The 23,062-nt window shown below is 39.5% G+C and carries 24 protein-coding genes and 1 pseudogene; 8 read left to right on the top strand and 17 right to left on the bottom strand.

What is annotated here, in order from left to right; translation table 11 throughout:
* Positions 1-29 precede the first annotated feature (29 nt).
* A complete protein-coding gene (locus M5121_RS13060; protein WP_112987697.1) occupies positions 30-962 on the bottom strand; it encodes a LysR family transcriptional regulator in 933 nt (310 codons plus the stop codon).
* Positions 963-1,268: 306 nt separating this feature from the next.
* Here M5121_RS13060 and M5121_RS13055 point away from each other — a divergent pair, with 306 nt between their 5' ends.
* The 5 genes and pseudogenes from M5121_RS13055 to M5121_RS13035 all read left to right on the top strand — a co-directional run.
* Complete coding sequence (locus tag M5121_RS13055; protein ID WP_249571396.1) at positions 1,269-2,243, top strand: isopenicillin N synthase family dioxygenase; 975 nt, start codon at positions 1,269-1,271, stop codon at positions 2,241-2,243.
* 16 nt (positions 2,244-2,259) lie between these two features.
* On the top strand, positions 2,260-3,213 hold the full coding sequence (locus M5121_RS13050; protein ID WP_005090792.1) for an isopenicillin N synthase family dioxygenase: 954 nt from the start codon (positions 2,260-2,262) through the stop codon (positions 3,211-3,213).
* A gap of 17 nt (positions 3,214-3,230) precedes the next feature.
* Positions 3,231-4,022, top strand: a complete 792-nt coding sequence (locus tag M5121_RS13045; protein WP_005265715.1) for an outer membrane protein OmpK — start codon at positions 3,231-3,233, stop codon at positions 4,020-4,022.
* A gap of 20 nt (positions 4,023-4,042) precedes the next feature.
* Complete coding sequence (locus tag M5121_RS13040) at positions 4,043-5,347, top strand: nucleobase:cation symporter-2 family protein (protein ID WP_000185581.1); 1,305 nt, start codon at positions 4,043-4,045, stop codon at positions 5,345-5,347.
* Positions 5,348-5,443: 96 nt separating this feature from the next.
* Positions 5,444-6,196: pseudogene (locus M5121_RS13035) on the top strand (IS5-like element ISAha2 family transposase); the annotation flags it as partial.
* 56 nt (positions 6,197-6,252) lie between these two features.
* Here the strand turns inward: M5121_RS13035 and M5121_RS13030 are convergent.
* Positions 6,253-7,308 (bottom strand): Rieske 2Fe-2S domain-containing protein, encoded by a 1,056-nt coding sequence (locus M5121_RS13030; protein WP_005090794.1) that lies wholly within the window; start codon positions 7,306-7,308, stop codon positions 6,253-6,255.
* Between the two features lie 245 nt (positions 7,309-7,553).
* On the opposite strand from M5121_RS13030, the gene M5121_RS13025 reads away from it, so the two are divergent.
* Positions 7,554-8,480, top strand: coding sequence for a LysR family transcriptional regulator (locus tag M5121_RS13025; protein ID WP_005265716.1), 927 nt, complete (start codon positions 7,554-7,556; stop codon positions 8,478-8,480).
* A gap of 123 nt (positions 8,481-8,603) precedes the next feature.
* Here M5121_RS13025 and hpxO read toward each other — a convergent pair whose 3' ends face one another.
* Positions 8,604-9,761 (bottom strand): FAD-dependent urate hydroxylase HpxO, encoded by a 1,158-nt coding sequence (gene hpxO, locus M5121_RS13020; RefSeq protein WP_005403788.1) that lies wholly within the window; start codon positions 9,759-9,761, stop codon positions 8,604-8,606.
* A 210-nt stretch (positions 9,762-9,971) separates the two neighbouring features.
* Between hpxO and alc the strand changes: the two genes are divergently transcribed.
* Positions 9,972-10,979: an allantoicase gene (alc, locus tag M5121_RS13015; RefSeq protein WP_000212598.1), complete on the top strand. Its 1,008-nt coding sequence runs from the start codon at positions 9,972-9,974 to the stop codon at positions 10,977-10,979.
* A 96-nt stretch (positions 10,980-11,075) separates the two neighbouring features.
* Positions 11,076-11,576 (top strand): ureidoglycolate lyase, encoded by a 501-nt coding sequence (locus M5121_RS13010; RefSeq protein WP_000250866.1) that lies wholly within the window; start codon positions 11,076-11,078, stop codon positions 11,574-11,576.
* 125 nt (positions 11,577-11,701) lie between these two features.
* Here M5121_RS13010 and M5121_RS13005 read toward each other — a convergent pair whose 3' ends face one another.
* From M5121_RS13005 to ureE, 14 genes are all read right to left on the bottom strand, one after another.
* A complete protein-coding gene (locus M5121_RS13005; protein ID WP_004778009.1) occupies positions 11,702-12,418 on the bottom strand; it encodes an outer membrane protein OmpK in 717 nt (238 codons plus the stop codon).
* 126 nt (positions 12,419-12,544) lie between these two features.
* Positions 12,545-13,906: a nucleobase:cation symporter-2 family protein gene (locus M5121_RS13000; protein ID WP_000139429.1), complete on the bottom strand. Its 1,362-nt coding sequence runs from the start codon at positions 13,904-13,906 to the stop codon at positions 12,545-12,547.
* A gap of 35 nt (positions 13,907-13,941) precedes the next feature.
* Complete coding sequence (gene uraH, locus M5121_RS12995) at positions 13,942-14,262, bottom strand: hydroxyisourate hydrolase (RefSeq protein ID WP_000625767.1); 321 nt, start codon at positions 14,260-14,262, stop codon at positions 13,942-13,944.
* A complete protein-coding gene (gene uraD, locus M5121_RS12990) occupies positions 14,259-14,762 on the bottom strand; it encodes a 2-oxo-4-hydroxy-4-carboxy-5-ureidoimidazoline decarboxylase (protein ID WP_001177702.1) in 504 nt (167 codons plus the stop codon). The genes uraH and uraD overlap by 4 nt, the downstream gene beginning before the upstream one ends.
* Before the next feature lie 142 nt (positions 14,763-14,904).
* Positions 14,905-15,867, bottom strand: coding sequence for an allantoinase PuuE (puuE, locus tag M5121_RS12985; protein ID WP_000127611.1), 963 nt, complete (start codon positions 15,865-15,867; stop codon positions 14,905-14,907).
* A gap of 412 nt (positions 15,868-16,279) precedes the next feature.
* Positions 16,280-17,980, bottom strand: a complete 1,701-nt coding sequence (gene ureC / locus M5121_RS12980; RefSeq protein WP_112987527.1) for an urease subunit alpha — start codon at positions 17,978-17,980, stop codon at positions 16,280-16,282.
* Positions 17,981-17,991: 11 nt separating this feature from the next.
* Positions 17,992-18,453, bottom strand: coding sequence for a GNAT family N-acetyltransferase (locus tag M5121_RS12975; RefSeq protein ID WP_108563965.1), 462 nt, complete (start codon positions 18,451-18,453; stop codon positions 17,992-17,994).
* 89 nt (positions 18,454-18,542) lie between these two features.
* On the bottom strand, positions 18,543-18,851 hold the full coding sequence (locus M5121_RS12970) for an urease subunit beta (protein ID WP_004778077.1): 309 nt from the start codon (positions 18,849-18,851) through the stop codon (positions 18,543-18,545).
* Positions 18,852-18,870: 19 nt separating this feature from the next.
* The gene (ureA, locus tag M5121_RS12965; protein WP_004778079.1) at positions 18,871-19,173 is read right to left on the bottom strand and encodes an urease subunit gamma; all 303 of its coding nucleotides are present in this window, start codon (positions 19,171-19,173) and stop codon (positions 18,871-18,873) included.
* Between the two features lie 159 nt (positions 19,174-19,332).
* Positions 19,333-20,235: an urease accessory protein UreD gene (locus tag M5121_RS12960; protein WP_004778080.1), complete on the bottom strand. Its 903-nt coding sequence runs from the start codon at positions 20,233-20,235 to the stop codon at positions 19,333-19,335.
* Between the two features lie 34 nt (positions 20,236-20,269).
* Positions 20,270-20,842 (bottom strand): HupE/UreJ family protein, encoded by a 573-nt coding sequence (locus M5121_RS12955; protein WP_112987526.1) that lies wholly within the window; start codon positions 20,840-20,842, stop codon positions 20,270-20,272.
* A 12-nt stretch (positions 20,843-20,854) separates the two neighbouring features.
* Entirely contained in the window at positions 20,855-21,469 is a 615-nt protein-coding gene (ureG, locus tag M5121_RS12950) for an urease accessory protein UreG (RefSeq protein ID WP_004778085.1), read from the bottom strand.
* An 18-nt stretch (positions 21,470-21,487) separates the two neighbouring features.
* Positions 21,488-22,153 carry an urease accessory protein UreF gene (locus M5121_RS12945; RefSeq protein WP_004778087.1) on the bottom strand — a complete coding sequence of 222 codons (666 nt, stop codon included), beginning with the start codon at positions 22,151-22,153 and terminating at the stop codon, positions 21,488-21,490.
* Positions 22,140-22,622: an urease accessory protein UreE gene (ureE, locus tag M5121_RS12940; RefSeq protein WP_005090807.1), complete on the bottom strand. Its 483-nt coding sequence runs from the start codon at positions 22,620-22,622 to the stop codon at positions 22,140-22,142. Before ureE ends, M5121_RS12945 begins: the two co-directional genes overlap by 14 nt.
* Positions 22,623-23,062: the final 440 nt, after the last annotated feature.

Below are 23,062 nucleotides of genomic sequence, written 5' to 3'. Positions count from 1 at the left end.
GCTTTTTAGTTGTACTTTTCAGGTTATGTTTATTGTCCAGCTTCGCCTCTTTGTAGGATTTCATCTGTAATAAGCCTGGAGAGAGCGTCTGTTGCTGTAGAAAGATAATGACCTTTACGTGCATACAGACCTAAATCACAGTAGATACCATTGTTATCATTAAGCGGAATATAGCGAAGGCGATTATTAATTATTTCATTTTCCAACCCAAAGAATGTCTGAAAACCAATTCCCTTATTCCTGAGTATTAACTGTTTCATTAATTCCAAAGAACTCGTTTGTATTTTAAAATTTGGAATAGCATGTTGTGCACCCGCAAATAATGGCGCCAACTGTTGATAAATAGACAAATTAGGTTTTGGCATAATCACATCATAGTCGAGGCACTGATGGAATGACACCGTCTTTTGAGAAGCCAGCGGATGGTCAGTCGATACAATTGCACCTAATTTAAAATGGGATATTGCTATTTGGTGCAAATCATTATGCTTTGGCAAGGCAAAAGCCAAGCCTAGATCCACCCGATTTTCAATGATTTCATTAGGGATATCTTTTGAGCCTAAAATTGTAACCCCTACAGTTATATTAGGATATTTGACCTGGAATTTTTCAATAATCTCTGGCAGGAAATTAATCGCTAGTGTTTCAACACTCGCAATTTCAACATGACCTTTATAAAGCCCTTTCAGTGCATCCAATTCATTCTGCAATCGCTTAGTATCTCTCAGTACTAAACTGATATGTCTTGAAAATAACTCACCTGCATGAGTAAGTACCATACCCGAAGGCACCCGATTGAATAATGGTGCTCCAACTTCATCTTCGAGTTTTAAAATTTGCCTGTTTACAGCAGAAGATACGACATTTAATTGTCTGGCTGCTTCCCTGATTGAACCGCACCGGCGTACAGCATCAAAATAATGAATTGCTGCTGAGTGAAAGCGAAGACCACGTGTACTCATTTTAACATCACATCCTATTCCAATTTTAAAGCCCCAATCCATTTATAAATTTGAATGAGCTATTGAAATAGAAGCAAAAAACTTGCCATTAAGTAGCAGCCATTTTTTGGACCTAAAGCATTATTTTCAGTGCATCCCGTTGCTTTTTCAGCATCACCACTCATTTAAAAAAGTTTAAGCAATTGTTTTTATTTAATTAATTAAGAATAGCTCTCTTTTTGGCATCAGCTTGCTCGATATTCATTGCTATGCGGTCTCATGATTATTTTATAAAAAAAGAAAACATTATTTTTGAGAGATTGCTACATGACTGCGCTGGAAAACAATCAAAACATTACCTCTATACCCATCATCGATATTTCTGGACTTTTGGATAATGACATACAAACGCACCAAAACATTGCCTCACATATTCGGAAAGCATGCTTAGATAAAGGTTTTTTTTACATTACGGGACATGGAGTTTCTAAAGCATTACAAGATAAGGTTTTTGAATATTCCAAATTATTTTTCAGTCTTCCCCTAGAACAGAAAATGCAATGGACCATCGAGCTTTCTGAAGCAAACCGAGGTTATGAACAATTAAGAGCACAAACCCTTGAACCTGATTCTCCACCTGATATCAAGGAAGGCTTTTATATCGGGAAGGAACGCTCAGCTTCAGATCCTGTTGTCATCCATAAAGCTTTTAACCAAGGCCCAAACCAATGGCCAGATATTGATGGATTCAAAGAGGTTATGGAGGAATACCAACTAGAAATGATCAAAGTCTCAGAAAGGCTCATGCATGCTATCGGTTCGTCACTAGGTCTGGAAGAAGATTATTTCTCAGAGTTCTGCAAGGATGCAGATTTAGTCACCTTGCGTTTATTGCACTATCCTCCACAACCCTCTAATGCTCAACCAAATGAAAAAGGATGCGGGGCACATACTGATTTTGGAGGGTTAACCCTATTACTTCAGGATCATAACCGCGGTTTACAAGTGTGGGATCAAACTCAAAAGCAATGGATTTGGGCAGAGCCAATTGAAGATAGTTATGTCGTTAACCTAGGTGACCTAATCTCTATGTGGACGAACAATACATATAGATCCACCCTCCATCGCGTCATCAACATCTCAGGTGGGGAACGATATTCTGTTCCATTCTTCTACAGCGGTAATCACCAGTATCAGATTGAATGCATTCGAGAGTGTTTGGAGGAAAACTCAGAACCGCTATATCCACCAATCAGTGTTGAACAGCATTATCGTGACATGTTCAAAAAAACATATATCTAATAATAAGGAGTTTCCCATGAAAAAATTACCAGTTATCGACATTGCACCTCTTTATGACGTTAACCATCCTGATTATGCAGATATATGCAACCAAATTGACCAAGCATGTCGTGAATGGGGGTTCTTCTATATCAGTGGTTATAAACCGAATCACCTTGCAGAAGTTCAAAGTTTAGCTAAAGAGTTTTTTAGTAAACCACTGCTTGAAAAACTAGAAATAGACATCCAAAAACACAAAGCCTCTCACAGAGGATATGGTGCATTGGGTGTTGAACAACTTAATCCTGACCTGCCCAATGACTTTAAAGAAGTATATGACATGGGTGTTCACCTAGAAGCAGATCATCCTGATGTAATCAATAAAGAACCATTACGTGGTCCTAATGTATATCCGAATATCGAGGACTGGAAAACTGTAATGGATGGCTACTTTGAAGAGATGTTGGACTTAGGAAAAGTTCTTCTAAATGCCATGTCTCATGCCATTGGTCTTCCACAAAATTATTTTGATTACTGCCTACAAGAAAGTCTGTGTGCACTCCGCCTCATTCATTACCCACCTGCATTAGACAATACGCAATCAGAGAGTTTCAATGCTGGAGCACACACTGATTATGGCTGCGTGACTATTCTTGCTCAAGACGATGTAGGGGGATTGCAGGTTCAGGATGTGAATGGGAATTGGATCGATGCTCCGCCTATTCCTGATACTTATGTTATCAATATCGGCGACATGATGGCCCGTTGGTCCAATGACATCTACAAATCTACACCACATCGTGTTTCAAGTCCTAAAGGCAAACAACGTTTTTCTTTCCCATTCTTCATCCAGCCGAGCCCAAAAACTGTAATCCGTTGCCTGCCTAACTGTTACAGCGAATCCAATCCACCTAAATATTCACCAATTACTAGCATGGAATATCTACAGTCACGCTTTGATGCTACTTACAAACATCGTGCTGACGTTTAAATATCGGGGACATTCAAATGAAAAAAATTATCACTTCATTACTATTAAGTACCTGTGCAGTCAGCACTTACTCTTTTGCAGAAAAACCTTGGTTATATTGGCAATCCAATAGTATTTCTGCACTTTATGGTAAAGGTTTCGAAGTAGAGCCGGATACACATGAAACGATTACTTTTGAACATGCGAGCAGTTGGAGATGGGGAGATCTCTTTCTATTCGTCGACACTTATTGGTTTGACGGTGAAAAGACTGCTTCCCAAGGACATAATGCTGTCTATACAGAAATAGCCCCACGCTTTTCAATAGGAAAACTAACCAATACGAATTTGAGCTTTGGGCCAGTGAAAGATGTCCTAATAGCTACGAGTTTTGACTTAAGTATTCAAGATCAGCCTGGCTATGACGATATGTGGACTTATTTAGTTGGTCCAGGTTTTGACCTAGATATCAAAGGCTTTGATTATTTCACCCTTAATTTTTACTATCGCATTCCAGACGATGGAAACACCCCAAGTGGACAATGGCAAATCACTCCTTCCTGGTCATATACCGTCCCATTTCTTAAATCATCAATCATTTTTGATGGATACATTGATTGGGTAGTCAATTCCAAAGGTAATAACTCTTCCGACTTTCACTTTAACCCACAAATCAAATATGACCTTAGCCCTCATCTAGGCTTAAGCCCAAAAAAATTAGCAGCAGGTATTGAATACGACTATTGGAAAAACAAATTCTTAATCGAAGACACTCCATATTTTAAAACTAATCAAAATGCTACTAGTTTCATCGTCAAATATACCTTTTAGGCTGAAGGAGAAAAACATATATGACTAACACAATCACAGCCAATAACTTAAAACCAAGCTCCATGATTTTTCTCAGTATCCAGCACGTCTTGGTAATGTATGCAGGTGCTGTTTCAATTCCCCTAATTGTTGGAGGAGCTTTAGGGTTAAGCACTGCAGAAATTGCTTTCTTAATTACTGCAGATCTATTTGTTTGTGGCATTGCCACCCTCATTCAAACTATTGGTTTTAAAAATGTAGGTATTCGCTTTCCCATTATGATGGGAGTTACCTTTACTGCAGTAGGCCCAATGATTGCAATTGGGACTAATCCAGATATGGGACTACTAAGTGTATTTGGGGCAATCATTATCGCAGGGATCTTTGGCTTCCTGATTTCACCATTTATTGGAAAGTTAATACGATTCTTCCCTCCTGTGGTGACAGGAACTCAAATTCTTGTGATTGGTCTATCTCTCATTGGTATTGCAGGCACATGGTCCGCTGGCGGATATGGGGTAAAAGACTTTGGAAATCCATTGTACTTATCTATCGCTGCCTGTGTTCTATTAAGCATTATTATCATCAGCCGTTATGTTAAAGGCTTTTTGGGCAACATTTCAGTTCTAATCGGGATGGGAATTGGTTATATCATCGCTGCATTTTCTGGCCTCATCTCTTTAGACAAGATAGATGAAAGCCCATGGTTAGGTTGGGTGATGCCATTTCACTTCGGTATTCCAGAGTTTAACTTTTGGGCTGTCTTGACTATGTGCGTAGTCATGCTGGTTATTTTCATTGAAACAGCTGGGATGTTCATGGCTGTAGGTGAAATTGTTGAAGAAGAGGTGGATCAGGAAAAATTGACTCGCGGTTTTAGAGCTGACAGCCTTGGCACAATGATTGGTGGGATTTTTAATATCTTCCCGTATACATCCTATGCTCAGAACATCGGTTTGCTAGCGATCACAGGTGTTAAGAATCGCAGTGTATGTGCTTTAGCTGGTGTGTTTTTAATCCTTTTAGGTCTATTTCCTAAAATAGCTTACTTTGTTGCGTCTATACCCTCATGTGTTCTAGGTGGAGCCGCATTGTTTATGTTTGGGATGGTGACATCTAATGGTATCAAAGTACTGCAGCGTGTCGACTTTCAAAATGTGAATAATCTCTACATCATTGCAGTCAGTGCCGGCATAGGTATGTTGCCTGTATTCTCACCTACTATTTTCTCACAACTACCATCTTATCTTTCACCTCTGTTAAACAGCCCAATTTTGCTAACGGCTTTTTGTGCTGTGATTTTGAATGCTGTTCTCAATCGAAAACAGCGGATATTGGATGAATAGTATCTTCAGAAATTGAAAGATGCATAAATATCAGATACACAGGGCTTTGTTGCACAAACCTAGCCTATAAGGTTTATTCAGTCCTATAATTTCAAAATGATCAAATCTTTATTTAGACTCTCTTTACGCATGGTCACAGGTTTTGTTCAAAGTCTGATTAAACTTTGTGGATTAAATTGGACCGCACCAGATTACAGTACGCTTTGTCGAAGACAAAAACATATTGATATTGCGATTAGCTATCAAAAAAGTAGTGATGGGCTACATCTACTCGTCGACTCAACTGGCTTAAAGTTTCTAGGTGAAGGTGAGTGGAAACGTAAGAAACATGGACCTGAATATCGTCGCCAATGGCGTAAGCTTCATATTGGCATCGATGCTGAAACCTTGCAAATACGTGCAGTACAGCTTACTACAAATAATGTGAGCGATTCGCAAGTACTCGGTGATTTACTTGCTCAAATTCCCTTAGATGAACGAATTGATTCGGTCTATACCGATGGTGCTTATGACACGAAGCACTGCAGACAAGTCATTCTAGATCGAGATGCACATGCGCTCATTCCGCCAAGAAAAAATGCAAAACCATGGAAAGATCAGAAATTGAGATCTTTAGAGCGGAATGAGTTACTGAAAACAGTTAAACGTTTAGGAAGAACGCTTTGGAAAAAATGGTCTGGTTATCATCGTCGAAGTTTAGTTGAAACCAAGATGCATTGCATCAAACTATTAGGTGATAAATTAACAGCAAGGAGTTTTTCTAGTCAGGTGAATGAGATTCATGCACGCATAGCCGTATTGAACAAATTTACAGAATTAGGTCGTCCTCATACCCAAGTTGTCACTTGAATTCTGTTCAAATGAGCAGAGTGTTATCTTTTAAATCTTTGTGCAACAAAGCCATTTTAAACTGTATAGCGTTTGCTCAATCCCCACTCTGCCAAAATTCGGCGGTAAGTGGTTGATGAACGATCTGCCTCAAAATGTGCCTCCATTGAAATATCTAAAGGAAGTTCTTCTGGTTTTTGGCTTTCCACCATGTCCTGATCTTCAGCGAAGATTTGTGCATTGAAATCATAAACTGCCTGTAAGTCTCCTGTAGTATCAAAGTTACGAGTTAAGGGAACGAATAATCGCGTTTTATTGTGCGAAACTGGACAGCACGCATTTAAAATTTTAAGTAAGCCATTTTCAGGAAAGTCGATAGTCAAAATAGCTGAAAATGGTGGATAGACATCGAAAGTACGTTTCCATAAAAAATCATCTGGTGCTAAATGTTGTAAGCCATGCGGATAGTTACTGACATCACTCACATACTCTGTATGTAAGCCATAATCCGTTCGAACGGTCGAATATTTTTGTACTTTAGGATTTTCACGATCAGCAAAACTTTGGTTATGTACCCATGCAAAGTGCGCAACATCAATAAAGCCTTCAAGCTGACGGCCACTTGATCCAGCAATATCGACAAATGGAGGGAGAATTGACTGATGTTCTTCACTGTCCCACGTGTCTAAATCTGGAAAATTGGCTTTCGATACATCGCGGTTAAATAAACTGGTCCAAATAAGTCCATATTTTTCTACAACTGGAAATTTGGTCAGTGAAAAACGATCTGAAATTTGTGTAAGTTCCGGCTGTGCAGGAATTTTTACACACTTTCCTTCACCGTTATAATGTAGGCCGTGGTATGGGCAAATAATTTCTTCGCCTTTCACCCAGCCTTTGGTTAATGGCACACCACGATGCGGGCAAATATCACGCACGAGATGAATTTTTCCACTTTCAGTTTTATACAATGCCATTTTCACATCAAGTAATTGTACTTGTTGCGGTTGTTCTGAAACGTCCTGTGTACGTGCAACTGGGTACCAATGCTGCGCTAAAATATTCCAATCGTTTGCATCAAATGAACTGCATTGTGGTTGGGTAAATAAATTCAGTACAGGAATCGCATTCATTTTTAAATCTCTACATTCGCATTATTTGCAGAACTTTTATGCCATGTAACTAGGGCTAATTCGTTCTTTTCTAAGTCAAAAATACGTTTGGATAGCATTTCTGTCTATTAGAATGATTTGCATACAATGTTCTGTTTTTTAGAACACAAAAGCAGAATGAATTGAAAAAATCAAAAGTTATGGCATGAAAATCGCTTAAGCATGGATAAGTACTTTGTAAACTGCCCGTGAGATTGAATAGCTGTATGTCGATTACCTTTTCCCGATTTTCTGAATATTTTATGGCTGTTGCCCGTACTGGCAGTTTACGTAAAGCCGCAGAACAGCTTTTTATTTCAGTCTCTGCAGTGCATCGGCAAATTGTTCTTGCTGAAGAAGAGTTAGGCGTTGCTTTATTTGAGCGTTTACCGCAGGGGCTGAAGCTAACGTTAGCAGGTGAATTACTTTATGCTGATTTGCTTAAATGGCAAAAAGAATATCAGCTGACTCGAATTCGATTTGATGAAATTCAAGGATTAAGTCGCGGCAATATTGAAATGGGTTTTATTTCTGCCCTAAATGATGGTTTTGTCGTGGATTGTATTCAACGCATGGCTGAAAGCTATCCATGGATTAATCTCAATATCAGTATGAATAGCAGTGAAGAAATATCGAGAAAAATCATTGATGCAGAATTAGATTTTGGCATTATCTTAAATCCTAAAAGTCACAATCAATTAGAAATCTTATCCTTTATTGAAATTCCTTTAGGCTATGTTTTATCACCACATCACACCTTAGCCGGCATGGATAAAATCTATTTATCTGACACTTTAAATGAGCGTCATATCATGCCAAGTGAGCCCTTAGTCATCAGTGATTATGTACATACACTCTATAAACATCACAAATTTAATCCTATACAAAAGATAGAATGTAATGACATTAGAATGATAACATCATTAATTCAACAACAATTAGGCATTGGCTTAATGTCATATATGGATGCATTACCACTTTTAAACTCGAAAAAGATCGTATTTAAGCCCATTCGTGAAAAAGGTATGCATCGTTTAACCATTGCACTGTGCGTCGCTTCAAAACGTCAAACATCTCGTCTTTCACAAATAATGGTAAATTTATTGGTCGAAAAAATGGAAGAAATCAAATTGCAATTAAAGCAACTTCCTTAAACATTTAATCCTTTGCTCTTCAATCTAATGTTTCTAAATAGCTAAAAAAAGCCAGTGTGAATATTCACACTGGCTGCTGAAAGCTAACCTTTTAGTTTTACATTTCTTTTTGTGTCTTACAGCTTAGTCGAGTGGATTACCGACAATGTTACTAATAATTCCCTTCATAATATGATTGCCTTGTTCTTTACGTAACTCTTCATACCACTCTCGGGTCACCGCTTCATCTTTCATATGTGTCACATCACAGCGCTTACGGGCACGAAGTACCAACTCATTGGCACGTTCATTACGCTTGTTCTGATAGCGACGTAAAGAATCTTGTAAACCTAAGGTATTAATTTGCAATGAACGTGCCAAATAGATAGCATCTTCCATCGCTTGGCAGCCGCCTTGACCAATATCAGGTGTTGTACTGTGCGCTGCATCACCTACAATCACCACTCGACCTTTGTAAAAATCGGCAAATGGTTCGATATCGTGAATTTCTACACGATTGGTCTTTTGCACATCGACTGCATCAATTAACTTTTGGACAGGCTCACACCATCCTTTAAAGTATTGTTTGAATAAAGCTTTGTATTGGCTACGATCATTTTCAAGACCAACAGCTAACGGCACATCAAAAAAGAAATAGAAACGATTATTCGCCACTGGCATCAGTGAAACACGTTTGCCTTCACCTACAAACGTTGTCCATTGATCTGCTGCGGCATAATCGTCTGAGACATCAACGAGACCATTCCAATTGACATAGCCTGCATAGCGTCGCTCAACTTGCTCACCTAAAACATAGGCACGAGTAATTGAGTGTGTACCGTCTGCACCCACCAATAGATCAGATTCTATTTCGCTACCATCTGCAAATTGAATTTTTACACGCTCTCCTTCTTCAACAAAAGAAATCATTTTCTTAGCTAGATGAATATCTTCACGACCAAATTCATCCATTAACATATTCTGAAGTTCCGCACGTGATACCGGATATGGTCGTTGCCCGACTTCTTCAATCAATGGATAAAGGCTAAACTGGGTCATCACATCGCCCGTCAGACCATCAATATAAGCAAGGTTATCCATTTTGCCGCCAAGCTTTTCAACTTGCTCTGTCAAACCCAAATAATTTAGACATTTCACACCGTTAGACCATAACGAAATAGCAGCACCCACCGGTAAAATTTGTTCTGCCTGTTCATAGATGGTTACTTGGTGTCCGAATTTTTTTAGTGCGATGCCTGTAGTTAGACCCGCCATACCTGCACCAATAATTGTAATTTCCATCTATAATTCCCCTGTGTTTTATAAGTTTCTAAGTCATAAAATGCTAAAAGCGTGCCATTTTTTATAAAGCGCCCTGAAAAAAATCCAAAGTTGGCACACGCTGTGCATCTAAACGCGTGTAAATGCTTGTTTTTATCGTTTATTAAATTTTTTGTAGCACGATAGCGCAAAGCATGAATTTTGAAAGAAAATAGCGAATGGATTTAATATATGGCGACTTTATTAGCACCCGATTTTGATATTCCTGCACAATTACAGACACTTACCAATTTGGCAGATGACCGTATTGGTGCAAAAATTATTGAATGTTCAGATGAATTTTTCGCAGAAGCAAAACGTATGCTTCAATTTGACGCGCCAATTTTTGTTGAAGATAAATTCGATGACCATGGTAAATGGATGGATGGTTGGGAAACGCGCCGTAAACGTCACACAGGTTATGACTGGGCAATTATTCAATTGGGCGTAGCTGGGCATATTAAGGCTTTAGATATTGACACTACCTTCTTCACTGGGAATTACCCTGCTTCAGCTTCAGTTGAAGCCTGCTACGCCCCTGATGGCGATCTTGCTCAAGCTGAATGGTTGAACATATTAGAGAACAACGTACTTGGCCCAAGTCAGCATCATGTTTTGCCGATTACAGCTGACCAAGTTTTTACTCATGTGCGTTTAAATATTTTTCCTGATGGTGGTGTTGCTCGTTTTAAAGTGTATGGTGAAGTGAGCGTTCAACAACAAGATCACACTGCAACAATTGATTTAGTTGCTTTAGAAAATGGTGGACGTGTAATTGCTTATAGCGATGCACATTTTGGTCATCCACGTAATCTGATTAACCCAGGTCGCGGAATTAATATGGGTGATGGTTGGGAAACCAAACGTCGTCGTGCACCGGGCTTTGATTGGTGTATTTTGGCTTTGGGTCAAACTGGTGCAATTGAAAAAATTGATATCGATACGGCACACTTTAAAGGCAACTTTCCAGCCCAAGTCTCTATTCAAGCCGTATATGTTAAAGATGCAACTGATCCACAATTAATTCCACAAAGTATGTTCTGGCCATTTTTGCTTGAAGCACAAGACATGCAAATGGATCATATTCATAGCTTTGTAAACGAAATTTTGCAACATGAAAAGATCTCGCATATTCGCATTAATATGATTCCAGATGGTGGTATCAGCCGTATTCGTTTGTGGGGTAAAACCAAAAGCTAAATTGAAAGCTTGAATACTTTCTACATCGAGAAGGATAAGTACTGTGGTTTTATCCTTCTTCTCCTACACTTGATATAGACAATAAAAGAATTACACATGGTTCAAACAATTCAGCTACAGCCCCTGAGCATTGAAAACTTTGCCCCTTTTGGTGAGGTGATTTGCTGCGGAGGACAGGATTTTTTTCATATCAATGATGCACATACCGAGCGTTATCATGCCCTTGTAACCACTGAAATCTTCGGTGAAGCACATGCAGGTATTAGTATTTTTCGTAATATTAAACAGACAGAAATTCCTTTTTCGGTTTCGATGCTTGAGCGACATCCGAATGGCTCACAAGCTTTTATCCCGATGCAAGGTCAGGCTTTTTTAATTGTGGTGGCACCTGCATTGGATGATCAAACGCCTGATATTTCAAAACTCTGTGCTTTTATTTCAGATGGTACACAAGGTGTTAACTACCATGCAGGTACATGGCATCACCCTCTATTAACTTTAGAGGCGCCAAGTAACTTTGCCGTGGTTGATCGTATTGGTATTGGACATAATTGTGATGTTTATCAGTTTAATGAAGTACTCAATATCGTGGCATAAATTTAAACTATCATTGAAATTGAAACCTCAATTTAAAATTGTCTCAGAAATTAAAAGCCCCATCCGTGGGGCTTTTAAGTCTTGTGCAGTATGTTGTGTAACGATGTACGGTTTTAACGAATCAATTAGAAGTGATATTTCACTAGCGCACTGACGTTATTTTCATCTTTACCTTTAATATTATATTTATTATTCCAAACTGAATGCTCAACGCCTACATACAGGCGTGTATCTGGGGAAATATGTTGCCCCACATTCCATTTATATTGACTGGTCCAGTTCATCTCACTGGCTGAGCCTTTTTCCGCAGTTGACCAATCCAGAAAAGCATCTGCTAAGAAAGATTCTGAGCCAATTTTAAAAGGTATGGCATAGGTAAGCGTCATTTGATAGTCATCAGCTTTAGTATCATTATTCACTTTATATAAATTTAATTTTGCATATTGAAAATATGGCACATCAAAGTCTAAGCCAATACCATAGAGAAAATTATCCATGTTGCTACCCGCTTCCCAAGTGGTTGCAAGCAATACATCTTTTACAGGGCCAAATTTAAGTTCTTTACCCGTTACAGCGCCTAAACTCAATCGTGGTGATGCTTCAAAATAGGTTTGATCGCCGACGTCATTATGTGTACGGTCGGCAAAAATGAAGAAATCACCATATTTAAGCTTTGACGCGTATTCAAATGTCACAGTGGTTTGTTTGTCTTCTTTTGCAATGAGCTGATAGTCGGTGCCATATAGACCGGTAATGCTGAAGTCTTGCCAGATTGGGGCTGCAAAGATAGAGTTGGCTGAAATAGTGCATAGAATTGCAGCTGAAAGAGGCATAAATTTCATTAAATTGTTTTTCCTAGCGATAAATACGTTTTGAGTAATTTATTTAGCAAAAACAAAGCCAATATTAGATTTTTTAATAAAAAAAGCCCACATTAATGTGAGCTTTTTTTATTTATTTTGAATAGCTTAGTGATGACTATCTATAACAATATTGCTGGTTTTATTCACTTCTTTACTTTTAAAAAAGTTTAGATGGTTAAACACAATATTTAATACGATGGCCATGAGGCACGTTGAACTAATACCTGAATGGAACAGGGTTTGTACCCATTTTGGGAAGTTCGCATAGAATGAGTGATCAATAATTGGAATCATACCTGCGGCAATTGCTGTAGCAACAATGATTAGGTTCTTTTGCTCACTATAATCAATTTTAGCTAAAGTACGAATACCACTTGCAGCCACTGTACCAAACAATACCAAACCTGCGCCACCCAATACCGGTACAGGAATTGCAGCAATCAAACGGCCCATAATTGGTAAAATACCCAATACAACTAAAATTAAGCCACCCGCTGCAACAACAAAACGGCTTTTTACACCAGTAATCGCGACCAAGCCTACATTTTGTGCAAAGGCACTTTGCATGAATGAGCCAAATATTGGTGCTGCCGCACTTGAAAGCATATCGGCACGTAGCCCATTGGTAATACGTTCAGCGTCGACTTTGGTACCGACAATTTCACCAACAGCGATAATATCAGCTGTAGTTTCAGTCATAATCACCAATGTCACAATTAGCATGGCAATAATGGCACTCAGTTCAAATGTTGGCATACCAAAGGCAAAGAAACTTGGGAATTGAATCCAATTGCCATTTGCGACTTTTGAGAAATCGCCAAAGCCCATCGCATATGCCAGCACTGTACCTAGCACAATTGCTAATAAGATGGATAAACGACGAATTGTAGCGTTTCGAGTAATATTCAGCACAATGACAATGGCTAAAGTTAGAAAAGCCAAACTAATATTTTCAGCACTGCCCCAATCAGGCGCTTTGCTATTTCCACCCATCATCCAACGTACTGCGACAGGTAGCAATGACAAACCAATCACGGTAATCACGCAGCCGGTCACGATTGGCGGGAAAAAACGAATAATTTTTGAAAAATATGGTGCTAAAAAGAAACCGATTAATGAAGCAACAATAACCGCACCATATACTGCCGAAAGCCCACCACCTGCAGTGACTATGGCAATCATCGTTGCCACACCAGCAAAGGATACGCCTTGAACTAGGGGTAATTTTGCACCGATGTATTTCACACCGACCGTTTGTAAAATCGTGGCTAAACCACCGACAAATAATGCTGCTGCAATTAATAAACCAATTTGTGCAGGTTCAAGTCCTGCGGCTGTACCAATAATCAGTGGCGGCGCAATAATACCGCCATACATCGTCAATACATGTTGTAAGCCATAAGCTAGGCTTTTCCCTGCACCTAAATATTCATGTTCTGGTGAAACTGTTTGATTTTGTTCTGTCATTTTTATATCCCCCGATCCGTTTTATGATGCTATTTTTAGCTACCGCGATATGTTGAATAGGCAAAAGGGCTAATCAACAAAGGAATATGAAAATGCTGTGAGGCATCTTTTACTAAGAAATGAATTACTGCTTTTGGGAAAAAAGTTTCGGTATTAAGACTTTCAAAATAGTCCGCTGTGGCAAACTCTAAGCTATAGCTACCCGTAGAAAATTCGCTTAAACCAAAGTCGGTCACACGGCCATCTGCATTGGTTTGCCCTTCACCAAGTAACATACCGTCTGCATTGAATAATTTAATCAAGACATTGGCAGCAGGTTTCCCAAGATTTGTATCTAAAATATGTGAGCTGATCATGCACTTAGCTCCTGTTTTAATCTTAATAAGGCAATTTCAGCCAATTGATGATGGACAATACGCTTTTCAGTTTCTGGATTATTCAGCAGACGGTACTGCAATGCTTGTAATACATTTTCACTGCTTAAGCCTGAAGCTTTAATTAAGAAGATATAGCCGTACTTTTTTTCATAAGCGATGTTGCCTTTGAGCAATGCCATTTGTGTTTCTTCATCGGCTGAAATAGCGGATTGTTCACGGTTGGAAAAATTCTTTTCTAATTCAGAAAGTTCAGCTTGGGCTTTTTTTTCACCAATACGCGGGTGATTATCTAAAGCAGATTTAATTTCTTCCCACGACCATGTACGAGCAGCTTGAGCCGCGTATTCCAAAATACTGTCTAATGATGCATACGGACGCTGACTGAGCAGCTCATTCGCCCAGCTTTCAATTTGCACACAGTGCTTTAAAAATGTTTTTACATCGGCTTCGGATGCTTGATTAAATTCAACAAGTTGCACTATTAAATCGCCTAAAAATATTTAATGTTCGTTCAAAACATGTTTTGCAATATCAATGCCAATCCCTTATTTCTTAGACAAATTGCTTTTTATAGGCACAAAAAAGAGGCGCTAAGCCTCTCTTTCTTCTTTATTTTTTTTATTACGGTGCATGGTGTTTTATCCAATGTTCTGCAATATCGGCACGACGACAAACCCATACTTTTTCATGCGATTGCACATAATCTAAGAATCTTTGTAGTGCTTTAAAGCGTCCTGGTCGCCCTAAAATACGACAGTGCATACCAATAGATAGCATTTTTGGCGCAGTTTCACCTTCGGCATATAACACATCAAAGGCATCTTTAAGGTATTGATAAAATTGCTCACCACTATTAAAACCACCCGGCGAGCAAAACTTCATATCATTACTTTCAAGTGTATATGGAATGATTAAATGCGGACGTGTTGCACCATCTACATTCGTCACTGTGCTCCAAAATGGTAAGTCATCGCCATAATAGTCACAGTCATATTGAATCTGAGGAAATTCAGCAAGTAATTTTCGAGTATTCGGGCTATCACGTCCGGTATACCAACCGATTGGTGTTTTACCAAATAGCGTTTCAAGCACGCTAATAGCTTGATCCATATGTTGGCGTTCTTGTTCGATTGGCATATCTTGATAATGCAACCAACGTTGACCATGCGATACGACATCATAATTGGCTGCTTTAATCGCTTCCACAATGTAAGGATTGCGTGCCAAAGCCATACCCACACCGAAAATGGTCATGGGGAGTTGGCGTTTTTTAAACTCTTGGTGAATGCGCCAAAAGCCCGCTCGTGAGCCATATTCGTACATGGAATCCATCGACATGTGTTTGTCTGGAAAACTGGCCGCGCCAATAATATCTGACAAAAACTGTTCTGAACCTGCATCACCATGTTCTACATGGTTTTCACCGCCTTCTTCATAGTTCAATACAAACTGAACCGCGACACGAGCACCATTTGGCCATTCCACTTTGGGTGGTTCTCCATGATAGCCAATCAGATCTCTGGAATAGTCTTGTTGTTGAATCTGGTCTATCAGATCTTGCCCACGTAAATATGTTGCTGTCACATCCACTTCCTAATTTGTTATATCAAACAGTCAAAAAATAGAATGAATTATGCAATTAGTGCGCCAAAACTTAGTATACAAGTTTTATTTCCTTTCTAAAGGAACGACAACTGATGACGCGTGCATATTGAGCATCTAACTTTATAAATTTAATATCTAAAAAATATTTTTTCTTTGGACTGTCTAATGAATACAAAACATAAAAAAATTATTAATATTTTTACTTTAGAATGGCTTTGTTGCACAACGATTTCATAACTATATGATTTTAAAAGTTTTGATTGTTTTTTGATCCAAAATTAAATTTATTTAAATCAGATGCTTACATATTTATGCAACAAAGCCCTAAAATTTAAAAAAGAGAAGCCTTTCATATTCAGAAAGGCTTTGTGAAATAGTGTTTTGGAAATGATTAAAATAAGAAGTAACGCTGCGCCATTGGTAACACTTCCGAAGGCTCACAAGTCAAATGCACACCATCTGCACGTACTTCATAAATCTCAGGGTCAACCTCCATTACAGGACAATAAGTATTTAACTTCATATCTGCTTTCGAGATATTACGCGTGGCTTTACAAGGACTAATCAACTTCTTTAAAGCCAATTGTTCATGTACGCCTTGCTCTATTGCCACTTGCGATAAAAAGGTAATGCAGGTGTTATGTACGCCACGAGGGTAAGCGCCAAACATCGGACGATAATGCACAGGCTGTGGCGTTGGAATTGAAGCATTAATATCACCCATCGGCGCAGCTGCAATCATTCCGCCTTTAATAATCATCGAGGGCTTAACACCAAAAAATGCAGGCTTCCATAAAACAATATCGGCTAATTTACCCACTTCAATCGAACCAACTTCATGGCTTAATCCATGGGTAATGGCAGGATTAATCGTATATTTAGCAATATAGCGCTTCACACGATTGTTATCGTGATTTTGATTATCACCTTCGAGTGGGCCGCGTTGCACTTTCATTTTATGTGCTGTCTGCCAAGTACGTAATATTACTTCACCCACACGCCCCATCGCTTGCGAGTCGGAAGACATCATGGCAATTGCGCCCATATCCTGCAAGATATCTTCTGCAGCAATAGTTTCACGGCGAATCCGACTTTCAGCAAAAGCAACATCTTCAGAAATTGCAGGGTCTAAATGGTGGCAAACCATCAACATATCTAAATGTTCATCAATGGTATTGACGGTATATGGACGTGTGGGATTGGTTGAAGATGGTAAAACATTGGGTTGACCAATTGCTTTTAAAATATCTGGTGCGTGACCACCGCCCGCACCCTCAGTATGGTAAGTGTGGATGGTCCGGTTATTAAATGCTGCTAAGGTTTCTTCTAGAAAGCCACTTTCATTTAGTGTGTCTGTGTGAATGGCAACTTGTACATCGTATTGATCCGCCACACTTAGACAGTTATCAATCGCGGCTGGCGTCGATCCCCAGTCTTCATGTAATTTTAAACCCACCACACCGGCTTTGATTTGTTCAGCGATTGGTTCTGGCTGACTCAAGTTGCCTTTACCTAACAGACCAATATTCATAGGTAAATCATCAATAGCTTGTAGCATGGTCGCAATATGCCATGGGCCTGGAGTTACTGTGGTTGCAGATGTTCCTGCGGCGGGGCCTGTACCACCACCAATCATTGTAGTTGTGCCTGACATTAGTGCTGTTTCAACTTGTTGTGGGCAAATCCAATGAATGTGAGTATCTATCCCTCCCGCCGTTAAGATTTGTCCTTCACCTGCGATGACTTCAGTTGCTGCACCTAAAGGAATTGTAATGTCAGGTTGAATATCAGGGTTACCTGCTTTACCTATTTTCCAGATACGACCATTTTTAAGTCCAACATCGGCTTTGACAATACCCCACCAATCGACAATTAAAGCATTGGTAATGACGGTATCAGCGACCTCATCAGACAATAATTGTGACTGTCCCATACCATCGCGAATGACCTTGCCACCGCCAAATTTAACTTCTTCACCATAAGTCGTGAGGTCTTGTTCAACTTGAATAAACAATTCTGTATCAGCTAAGCGAACTCTATCACCTACTGTAGGGCCAAACATTTCCGCATAAGCACGGCGAGACATTTTCATTAATATATTTCCTATTCTAGATTTTTTGGCTTTAGCAGCTTTTGCATCGGAATAAATTGAATACCCCATTTCTCCGTTAGCGCACCGACCACTTCAAATCCATATTTTTTATAAATATCGAGTGCATAATGACTTGAATTTATTGTGATTATATCGGGATCATTTTTAAGTATTTCTTGCTCTAAAAAGTCCCACATTTGTCGACCATAACCTTGACCGTGATATTCAGCTTTTAAGAAATAATGCATGACATGAGATGGAGCGATATACGCCAAATTCCCAACGATTTCTTCATTAATTTCTGCCACAAAATAATGAATAAGTGGTTGTTGGAAGATGTTTTTCAACATATCAGGTTTAAAGCGTTCACGTCCTTCTTCAGTCATGACAACATAATCGACAAAAGGTTCAATAACAGCAGCGATGGCTTCAACATCATCAACAGTTGCTGGGCGTATTTTCATTATTAACATTTAATTCTCTTATGCTTTTTCATGTACTTATTGAACTTATTACTAACAATAATTTAATTGTTCAACAAGACACTTGAGCATAAAAATAGTTAATCCAATTTACCCATAACACGCCCTGCAAACCCATACACCTCACGTTTACCTGCAAGTGCAACCAATTCGATATCTCGACTTTGGCCTGGTTCAAAACGAACTGCTGTTCCAGCAGCGATGTTGAGTCGATAGCCTCTAGCTTGCTCTCGATTAAATTGCAAAGCATCATTGGCTTCAGCAAAGTGAAAATGAGAACCGACTTGAATTGGTCGATCGCCTGCATTAGCAACACGCATTTTCAGTGTTTCTCGTCCGACATTCATTTCAATGTCTGAATCAGGCGTAATAATTTCACCAGGAATCATGGCTTACTCCTTATTTTTATTAGACAATGGGTTGATGAACTGTGACTAACTTTGAACCATCTGGAAAAGTAGCTTCGACCTGCACTTCTGCAATCATTTCCGCGACACCATCCATGACATCTTCACGACTTAACAAGGTTGTGCCGTAATGCATTAACTCGCTCACGGACATGCCATCGCGTGCGCCCTCAAGCAGTGCTGCTGAAATAAATGCAATTGATTCTGGATAATTCAATTTTAATCCACGCGCTTTACGACGCTCAGCAACAAGGCCTGCGGTAAAAATTAATAATTTATCTTTTTCAGTTGGATTAAGTTCCATAACAATTTCCTAATCTTCTAAAATGTAGAATGCAAAATGCGTGCAAATTCTTCTTTCGCTCTCGCACGTTTTGATTTTTAGTGTCCTAACCCAAAGGTAAAATGAACACTTAATCTATTAATCTTGCTAGACCTATCTACTTTCCAATGATGGCAAAACTTAAGTGCGCCAAATCCGTGGGAATTCTTCTGCTAGGTCATACCAATAGCGTCTTAAACGGGCACGGACTGCTGCAAAAGCATCATGGCATTCACGTACATCATCGCCTAAATAACGTGCACAAATCACATCATCTAACAGGGTTAAAGTCACCGCTAGATTCATCCGCATAATCAATTCACGGATTAATTCGATATGTTCAGCCAGTAATGTTGTTTGCCTTAAACGCGATGGTGCTACTGCCCAGAAACTTCCCATCACAGCATGTCCATTCATACCTAAACAGGATGTAAGCCACCGATCCTGCCCCTTAAAATTTAAACTATCTGCAACCAATAATTTGTCTGCACGATACAGCCTAAATTTGCTTTGGTATTGCCCTTGCTGAAAAATTTCACCACGTGCTTGTCGACCGATGACCAACATATCCCACCCAATAAAACTGGCCATTTCATCTAGATGAATATGTGTTTCAGAGTCTGCATTGGCACCATCAAAAAGCATGGTTTCTTGCGGTAACCATTCAAATGTCGCCTGTGCTGCGACATGTATATGAATATGCTGATAGGCTTGCTTGCCATTGGTTTTGTACCATTTCCCTGCACCGGGCGTGGTAACTAACGCATGCGCATTCGCCTCAACTTTCATATCAAAAGTCAGATGGTCTCCGCCAGCAATTCCTGCTGGTGGATGCACAATAATTGCATGGCAAATACCAGTTTTTTCAGGCCACAACATCTTCTGAACGCGTACAGGCCCATGATGCTTGCGATGCTGTAATACGGTTCGATTTGACTGTACTTGATAGGCAAAACCAAGTTCCAAACAGGCATACCACAGTTGGCTGTTATGCTGCTGTTGTGTCGATATAAATTTTGTTTCGCTTAATACCAGATCATTCATTTGCATCTCCCTATTATTTGAGATGAATGAGGCATCAAGCTAAACCAATTACAGCAACAATAGCTGTCAAAGCACCAATCATTTGCTTACCATAAGGCACATATTTTTGAATAAATGCGCCGACGAGCAAACCGAATACGTATATAGATGCCATCGCTGTAACCATACCAACGACCAGTAAAACTGCCTGACCGTTTTGGCCAAGTTCCGTACCATGTGCGATGCCATGAAAACCGGCCAAAAGTGCAGCAATAAAAGGAACGGCTTTATTGGTTTTGGTCCAAAGAGCAACAGCCAATACAATTAACGACGCAATAATGCCGTTTTCAGCAATTGCTGTTGCTAAGTTGAATTGTGCACCGATCATAAAACCGACAATCATTGCGGCAGATAAACCGAATAATCCGGCCCATTTCCAGCGCTGGTGTGCAGTCCAAATCAATACGCCAAATGCTAACGCCATCATTAGATGATCAAGCCCTGTAAATGGATGCACAAAACCGCTGATAAAACTATTATGGCTATGCTCATGGCCTGAATGCGCCATTGCTACCAAGGGAAAGAATGCCAACGATGTGAAGGTAATTCTTTGCAATAATAACTTCATAGTGGATGCCCCTTATGCTTTAAACAAACCTTGTTTCTCAATAAAGCTGATGATGTCATTTAAGCCATCTTTAGTTTTCATATTGGAAAATAGAAAAGGTTTTTCACCGCGCATACGTTTCGCGTCTTGATCCATCACATCTAAATTTGCTCCAACCATTGGTGCAAGGTCGGTTTTGTTTATGATTAACAAATCAGATTTGGTAATACCGGGGCCACCTTTACGCGGAATTTTCTCCCCACCCGCCACATCAATTACATACAGGGTTAAATCTGAAAGTTCCGGGCTAAATGTTGCTGCCAAATTATCACCGCCACTTTCAATAATGATCAGTTCAAGGCCATCAAATTTTTCGCACAGGTCATCAATAGCCGCTAGGTTAATGGAGGCGTCCTCACGAATTGCGGTATGCGGGCAACCACCTGTTTCTACACCAACAATACGCTCAGGTGACATAGCTTCATGGCGTGTTAAAAAGTTGGAATCTTCTTTGGTATAAATATCATTGGTCACCACCGCCATATTGTATTTTTCACGCAGTGCCTGACATAAATTTAAAGTAAGCGCTGTTTTACCTGAACCAACTGGACCGCCAATACCTACGCGTAATGGGCTACGTTCTGTCATGTGAAATGTCCTTTATTTTTAAGATCTAAATAATCGTGAATATTGTGTTTCGTGTGCCATACTGAGCATGGCGTAATTAGGTAAGGCGCTACTGAGTTCAGCATCTTGCAGTGCTAAAGCACGTTCAATTGCCTCTGGAATCAGCCCATGCACATGCCATAAAATCCGTTGTCCACTCATCTGTCCAAGTGGTACAGTTTTCACGGCAGCCAACACCTGATTTTCAAGTACGGTAAAGGTATAAGCAGTCAAAACCTCTGCAACATCAAGTTCGAGTTGCCCACAAAGATGCGCATAGATGGGTACGAAACCGATCTGCTTTTTTAATTTCACAGGCTTTTTCAGCACATCACGAATCCACGCATTTAATGAAAATGCCAATTGCTGTGATTCAGCCAATAACTCTTTGCTTTCTCGACTTGCTCTATATAACTGCGCCCAGTATTCAAACTGCTCAGGCTGATCAAAAGATATTATTAGGCGTTTCAAAACGGGCAGCTCAAACCGTACCAAAAGCATTTCAAGCACTTCTTCAAAATAAGTAATGCTCGAGGTTTCATCAAAAATTAAGCTCTGATCAATCGCACTTTCTACCCCTTGAGAATAACAGTACGCCCCAATTGGTAGTGCCGTTGAGGACAAAGTCAACAGACTTAAAAGCTGTGAAGCATTAGGTGTGAACATGATGCAAAGCCTTAATTGGGCTTAATCTGTGATCATGCTGATGCTGTGCATAAGCACCGCTTTCAGGCTCAAATGGATGCATGGTTTCATATACCGTTAAACCAAGTCCAATTATCATTTCAGCCAATACATGATCTGGCTCAAAATACAGCGCCGTTGGTGTGAGCATTAAAGGGACGTGACGATTACCTAAGTGATACGCTGCTTTTAATAAATCAAAGCTGCTTGGTGCTTCTACTTTCATGAGTTTTTCTGCTTTGGCATCGACACGCAGTACATCACCCTCTTGAGTTGCGATATATGAACCGTGCCTTAAAATGCCGGTACGGGGTAAATCTGCACCAATATCGTGCCCGTTAGCTAAAGTTGCACGAAAACGGCTCTTTTGTCGTGTATCAAATGTCAGTTCAACTATCTCAACATTTTCTTGTACGACATTACCCTCAAGTCTTTCCGTATAGATTTTCATAAATACCCAATCTCAATTTCTTTTATCGTGATTCGTGAACTAAATTGATGCTAAATTCAGCATTAAATGAATGATTTGCATTAAAATAATGCACTATTCATGCCAATCTTATTTTGCCAAGCGTTTTATTTTTGCCGTGTCTATCTAATTATTTTGAAATTTGCTTCGTGCAAGACATCTTAATTATTAAAAAATATGTGATTGCCGATAATTATTCAGATGGCCATAAAAAAATCCCCCCATCGATGGAGGATTGTAGAAATAGAATTTATGCCAATCTAGCTAAGCATTAATACACATCTCGTCGGTAGTGACCGGCCTTACGTAAGGCATTAATTTGTTTAGCACCTAAAATTTGGCAGAGTAAAACTTGAAGTGCGACATAAACCACCTAATTAATTTAAAGGGTTTATGGAGTATATAAAATTGTCATACCATCA

The sequence above is a fragment of the Acinetobacter sp. ANC5681 genome (assembly GCF_023488045.1).
GTDB lineage: Bacteria > Pseudomonadota > Gammaproteobacteria > Pseudomonadales > Moraxellaceae > Acinetobacter.
This window is presented reverse-complemented; position numbering and strand designations above follow the sequence as displayed.